The sequence below is a fragment of the Streptomyces sp. NPDC045470 genome, from assembly GCF_040646595.1.
Classification (GTDB): Bacteria; Actinomycetota; Actinomycetes; order Streptomycetales; family Streptomycetaceae; genus Streptomyces.
The window spans coordinates 691,026-696,429 of record NZ_JBEZAN010000001.1 but is presented as its reverse complement, the minus strand read 5'-3'; the positions used below and the strand labels follow the sequence as shown (position 1 = coordinate 696,429).

The 5,404-nt window shown below is 72.9% G+C and carries 5 protein-coding genes; 2 read left to right on the top strand and 3 right to left on the bottom strand.

The genetic code is table 11. The annotated features are described in order from the left end of the window. Positions 1-133: 133 nt before the first annotated feature. From AB0A97_RS03015 to AB0A97_RS03005, 3 genes are all read right to left on the bottom strand, one after another. Positions 134-607 carry a DoxX family protein gene (locus AB0A97_RS03015; RefSeq protein ID WP_361143620.1) on the bottom strand — a complete coding sequence of 158 codons (474 nt, stop codon included), beginning with the start codon at positions 605-607 and terminating at the stop codon, positions 134-136. A 355-nt stretch (positions 608-962) separates the two neighbouring features. Beyond that, positions 963-2,672: an alkaline phosphatase D family protein gene (locus AB0A97_RS03010; RefSeq protein ID WP_361143617.1), complete on the bottom strand. Its 1,710-nt coding sequence runs from the start codon at positions 2,670-2,672 to the stop codon at positions 963-965. A gap of 210 nt (positions 2,673-2,882) precedes the next feature. Next, positions 2,883-3,527 carry an HNH endonuclease family protein gene (locus AB0A97_RS03005; RefSeq protein ID WP_361143613.1) on the bottom strand — a complete coding sequence of 215 codons (645 nt, stop codon included), beginning with the start codon at positions 3,525-3,527 and terminating at the stop codon, positions 2,883-2,885. Between the two features lie 253 nt (positions 3,528-3,780). On the opposite strand from AB0A97_RS03005, the gene AB0A97_RS03000 reads away from it, so the two are divergent. Together AB0A97_RS03000 and AB0A97_RS02995 are read left to right on the top strand one after the other, a co-directional pair. Further along, positions 3,781-4,539 carry an ABC transporter permease gene (locus AB0A97_RS03000; RefSeq protein ID WP_361143610.1) on the top strand — a complete coding sequence of 253 codons (759 nt, stop codon included), beginning with the start codon at positions 3,781-3,783 and terminating at the stop codon, positions 4,537-4,539. A gap of 240 nt (positions 4,540-4,779) precedes the next feature. Beyond that, positions 4,780-5,361, top strand: a complete 582-nt coding sequence (locus AB0A97_RS02995) for a TMEM165/GDT1 family protein (RefSeq protein ID WP_361143608.1) — start codon at positions 4,780-4,782, stop codon at positions 5,359-5,361. Positions 5,362-5,404: the final 43 nt, after the last annotated feature.

The window sequence follows — 5,404 nt, the reverse complement described above, 5'->3', positions numbered from 1 at the left end:
CTCTCCGCGCGCGCCACCGGGAGCCCCCGCACCACCGTCAGGGCGCCTCTCCCCACGCCCGGCGCCCCCGGTTACGCCCGGGGGCCCCGCCGCTCGTCGCCGGGTGACGGCCGTACGGGCCGCCGGTGTGCGGTCAGGCCGCGCTCGGCTCGCGCTGGGCACCGGCCGTGGCGTCGGCCGGCTGCCGGGAGCGGAAGAACAGGCGGTCCAGCGACCAGGAGCCGGGGCCGGTGAAGACCAGCAGCAGGAACGCCCAGCAGAACAGCACGGACAGCTCGCCACCGTTCTGCAGCGGCCACAGGGACTCGCCGGCGTGCACCGAGAAGTACGCGTACGCCATGGAGCCGGAGCTGATCAGGGCCGCGGCGCGGGTGCCGAGGCCCAGCATCACCAGGACGCCCCCGACGAACTGGATGACGGCCGCGTACCAGCCGGGCCAGCTGCCCGCGGGCACGGTGAGCCCCTTGCCCATCGCGCCGCCGAGGATGCCGAACAGCGAGGACGCGCCATGGCAGGCGAAGAGCAGGCCGGTGACGATGCGGAAGAGCGAGAGGGTGTGCGGCTTGATTCGTTCGGTGAGCTCGGTCACCGGGGATTGAGCGGACATGAAGGAACTCCTGCGGTTTCGGGGACGGGAACCGACAAGGAGAAAGGTTAGGGAGACCTAATAGGTACTTGCAAGTTCAACATCTGGCCATATCCGGCCGTTGGCCGAAAACGGTCATGGCGCGAAGTGGCGCTCGCGCGGCGGCGTGCGGCGGCGAGATTGTTTGCATCGGCCACCGAATTCACCCCGGGATGCCCCGCAATGCGCCCGTCCGCCGGGCGGAACGCGCCGGTGGCAGCAGAAGCCCGGTCGGACGAAAAGCGCGGCGACAGGTCAGGCAAAAGAACGGGTAAAGAGCCCGGCGAAAGGGTGAGGGGCGAGCGGGGACACCTGACTCTCCCCCCCGCCTCCGCCTCTATCCCGTCCCCGTCCCCGTTTCAGTTTCCGTCCCCGTTTCCGGCTCCCGGCGGCCCGCCACCTGCTCGTCCCACGCGCAGACCAGCCGTGCGCCACCGCCCTGCTCGCGCTGGGCCTGGTCCAGCCGCAGCCGCGCCGTGCGCCCGTTCAGTGCCAGGGTCATCAACTGGTTGCCGAACCACGGGCCGCCCGTGCGGCGCCAGCCGATCGACGGCCGCTCCAGCCGGGCGTGCCGGGCCAGGGCGTGGCCCAGCCGGCGGCCGAGCCGGCTCCACCCGAAGCGGAAGCCGGCCCGCATGCTGGCGGGAATGCTGTTGTGCACGGGTGAGCAGGTGAGCTGAAGGACGCGCGCGGCGGGCGCGGAGCCGTCGCGCCAGTGCGGCTCGGCCACGTACGCGTGGTGCACGTCGCCGGACAGCACGCACACCGTCGCCGGTGCCGCGTCGCCCGACCCGGCCTCGGCGAGCAGGTCGGTGAGCGCGGCGAAGGACTCCGGGAAGGCCGCCCAGTGCTCCAGGTCGGCCCGCTGCCGCAGCGACTCGCTCCGGCGCGCCCAGCGCGCGCCGCGCGCCCCGGCGCACAGGGCGGCGTTCCAGCCCTCCGCGTCGTGGATCAGGTTCGGCAGGAGCCAGGGCAGGGAACTGCCGATGAGCAGGTGGTCGTACGCGCCGTGGTCGGCCAGCACCTGTTCGCGCAGCCACTCCGCCTCGGCCGGGTCGAGCATCGCCCGCCGCCCCTCGTCCAGGACGCGGGTGGCGCGGGTGTCGACCATGACCAGCCGTACGCGGCCGAAGTCACGGCGGTAGCTCCAGCGCGCGCAGCCCGGGTCGGCGTCGGCCGCCGCGGCGAACTCCCGCACCAGGCCGGTGCCGTCCGGCAGGGCGCGGACCCGGGCGTACAGCTCGTCCTTCTCCAGCTCGGCGGGGGAGAGGTTGCCCAGGTGCTGATACACCCAGTAGGACATCAGGCCGCCCAGTACCCGCTCGCGCCACCAGGAGGTCGCGCGCATCCGGGTCTGCCAGGCGGCCGAGGTGTTCCAGTCGTCCATGACGTCGTGGTCGTCGAAGATCATGCAACTGGGGACGGTGGACAGCAGCCAGCGCACCTCCGGGTCGAGCCAGGATTCGGTGTAGAGGTGGGTGTACTCCTCGTAGTCCGCGACCTGCTGCCAGGGCGGCTCGGAGGTGTCGCGGCGGGTGGCGAGCAGCCGGGCGGTCGCGTCCGAGGTCTGGTCGGCGTACACCTGGTCGCCCAGCAGGAGCAGGACGTCCGGGCGCCGGCGCGCGGGGTCGGCGGCGAGTGCGGCGGCGAGGGTGTCCAGGGCGTCCGGGCCCACCGGGTCGTGCGCGTCGGCGGGCGGCGCGGCCCAGCGGCAGGAGCCGAACGCGACCCGCAGGTGCTGGTCCGCCGGGGCGTCGCCCGGGGCCGCCGGTGTGTGGATCGTGCTCTCCGGGAAGCGGCTGCCGGGCTGCGGCCAGACCTGCTCGCCGTCCAGCAGGACCCGGTACGGGGTCTCGCTGCCCGGTGTCAGGCCGGTGACGGGCACCAGCGCGTAGTGGTGCCCGGCCACCTGCCACGTGCGTTCGGCGCCGCCGGCGCCGTTCTCGCAGCGGACGTGCACCTCGCAGGGCCGGTCGGTCTCGACCCACACCGTCGCGCTGATCTCGTCCACGTACCGCAGCAGCGGCCCCAGGCGCAGCCCGGCCATCGGCGATCCTCCCCTCGTACGGGCCGGTGCCCGTACGTGTGTGCTCAGAGGATAGGAGCCGGTCGCGGGTGACGGGACGGCTCCGCCCTCCTCGCGGGGAAAGACGGAGCCATCCGGTCGTACGGTTGCGTCGTCGGGCTGCCCGGCCCTGCGCCTGTCAGGCGGGACGGCAGGAGTAACCATTCAGCGGCGGCCGCCCGGAGACGGTGTTCAGCAGCGGTCCAGGATCTTCTTCAACGCCGCCTTCTCGGCCGCGTCGGCCGTCAGCCCGTACACGTGTTTCACCGACACCCACATCCGGGCGTACGTGCAGTGGTACGAGGTCTTCGGCGGCAGCCACTTGGCCGGGTCCTTGTCGCCCTTCTCCTGGTTCACGTTGTCGGTGACGGCGATCAGTTGCGCGTGGGTGAGGTCGTTGGCCAGTTCCTTGCGGCGCTCGGTGGTCCACTTCGAGGCGCCGGACTTCCACGCCTCCGAGAGCGGGACGACGTGGTCGATGTCCACGTCGGACGCCTTGTTCCACACACCGTCGTCGTAGGCCGACTTCCAGGTGCCGCTGGTCGAGGCGCACTTGCCGTCGGTCTGCACGTTCTCGCCGTCCCGCTTGAGCACGACCTCGCGGGTGTTGCAGTTCTTGCCCTGGTCGGACCAGTGCGGGAACTTGTCGCGGCTGTAGCCGTCCTGCGAGCCCTGGGGCGCTTCCTTGATCTGGGCGAGGTACGTACGGGCCGTGGCGGCGTCCGGCGGGGTGGGCGGTGCGGCCTGGGCGCTCTGGGTGCCGAGCACCAGCGTGCAGGCGAGGGCGGCGGCGGAGCCGGTGGCGACCGCTACGCGACGCGCGTAGACCTTGGGCATGCTAACTCCCTGTCAGTGGGGGGAAGTCGAGGTGCGGGACGGAACTCATGGTGGCGCCGTGGGGTGACCACCGGACGGGCTCCAGGTAACAGAGTGACGACATGCCCACGTCAGTTCAAGGGGTTGACATGACGTCACCCGCCCCCGGCGGGCCGGGATGTGGCTCACGCCGGCGCATGCGCCCCTTCCGGAGCGCCGGCCTCCGCCGTGGCGTACCCGGTGCGCACTTCCGCCGCCGCCCTACAGTGAGCCCGTGCTGCTGCCGGTCAACGCCACCCTCGGGTTCGCTCTCGCCGTCCTGCTGGCCGCCGCCGTGGCCGCCGCCGCGCTCGCCCGACTCGGCCACGCGCGGGCCGTCGCCCTCGCCGGCCTGCGCGCCGCCCTCCAGCTCGCCGCCGTCTCGTACCTCATCGGCTGGGTCGTCCGGGCCGTGCCCTGGCTGCTCTGCTTCCTCGTGCTGATGTTCACGGTCGCCGTACGGACCGCGGGCCGCCGCCTCACCCCGAACCGCACCTGGTGGTGGGCCGCGGCACCCCTCGCCGCCGGGGTCGTGCCGGTCGTCGGCGCCCTGGTGCTCACCGGCCTGGTCCCGCCGCGCGGCATCACCCTCATCCCCGTCGCGGGCATCCTCATCGGCGGCGCCCTCACCGCCACCGTCCTCGGCGGACGGCGGGCCCTGGACGAGCTGGAGACGCGGCACGGGGAGGTGGAGGCGGGGCTGGCGCTGGGCCTGCTCGACCGGGAGGCCCGGATGGAGGTCGCCCGTCCGGCCGCGTCCGACGCGCTGCTGCCGGGCCTGGACCAGACCCGCACCGTGGGACTCGTCACGCTTCCCGGGGCCTTCGTCGGCATGCTGCTCGGCGGCGCGTCACCCGTTCAGGCGGGCGCCGTGCAGATGTTCGTCCTGGTGGCGCTGCTCGCTGTCCAGACGGCGGCCGTGGCGGTGGTGCTGGAGCTGGTGGCCCGCGGGCGGCTGCACCGCGTACCCTGGGCCGCAGCAGAAGGGGAGTAGCTCTTCGCCGGACCGTCGACATACTGCCCGCCCGTCGGCCGCCACCGCCCAGGTGACAGGCCGCCCGCGGTGGGCCGGCGCCCGGAGCGTGGCAGGAGACCGGTGTCCCTGCCGCGCCAGCGAGACCTTCGGCCGCAGTGTTTGCGCAGACGCACGTGTGCGCAAGAGACGCTGCCGTGCCGAAGCGACCCCTTTTCCGGGCCCCTCGGTGCGGCCCGACCGATCGAGGTAAGACACCCCGTGTTCAGTTTCACCGTCGCCGCCGTCGTCTTCGGCGTCGTCTTCCTGGCCGAGCTGCCGGACAAGACCGCCCTCGCCGGGCTGATGCTCGGCACCCGCTACCGCGCTTCGTACGTGTTCGCCGGCGTCGCCGCGGCCTTCGCCGTGCACGTCGCGCTCGCCATCGCCGCGGGCAGCGTGCTGTCCCTGCTCCCGCACCGCCTCGTGCAGGCGGTCGTCGGCGTGCTCTTCCTCGCGGGCGCGGCCGTGCTGCTCTTCAAGAAGGACGAGGACGAGGACGAGGTCAAGAAGCCCGCCGACCAGAGCTTCTGGAAGGTCTCCGGGGCGGGCTTCATGATGATCCTGGTCGCCGAGTTCGGCGATCTGACCCAGATCATGACCGCGAACCTCGCCGCCCGCTACGACGACCCGGTCTCGGTGGGCGTCGGCGCGGTGCTGGCCCTGTGGGCGGTGGCGGGCCTGGGCATCCTCGGCGGCCGCACGCTCATGAAGTACGTACCGCTCAAGCTGATCACGAAGGTGGCGGCGGCGGTGATGGTGCTGCTCGCGGGGTTCAGCCTGTACGAGGCGATCGTGGGGTGAGTACGGGCACGGGCGGGCGGCGCCACCGGCCGGTGGCGCCGCC

Coding starts and splice junctions, on each gene's coding strand:
- AB0A97_RS03015 (WP_361143620.1), bottom strand. CDS start 607: ATGTCCGCTCAATCCCCGGTGACCGAGCTCACCGAACGAATCAAGCCG.
- AB0A97_RS03010 (WP_361143617.1), bottom strand. CDS start 2,672: ATGGCCGGGCTGCGCCTGGGGCCGCTGCTGCGGTACGTGGACGAGATC.
- AB0A97_RS03005 (WP_361143613.1), bottom strand. CDS start 3,527: ATGCCCAAGGTCTACGCGCGTCGCGTAGCGGTCGCCACCGGCTCCGCC.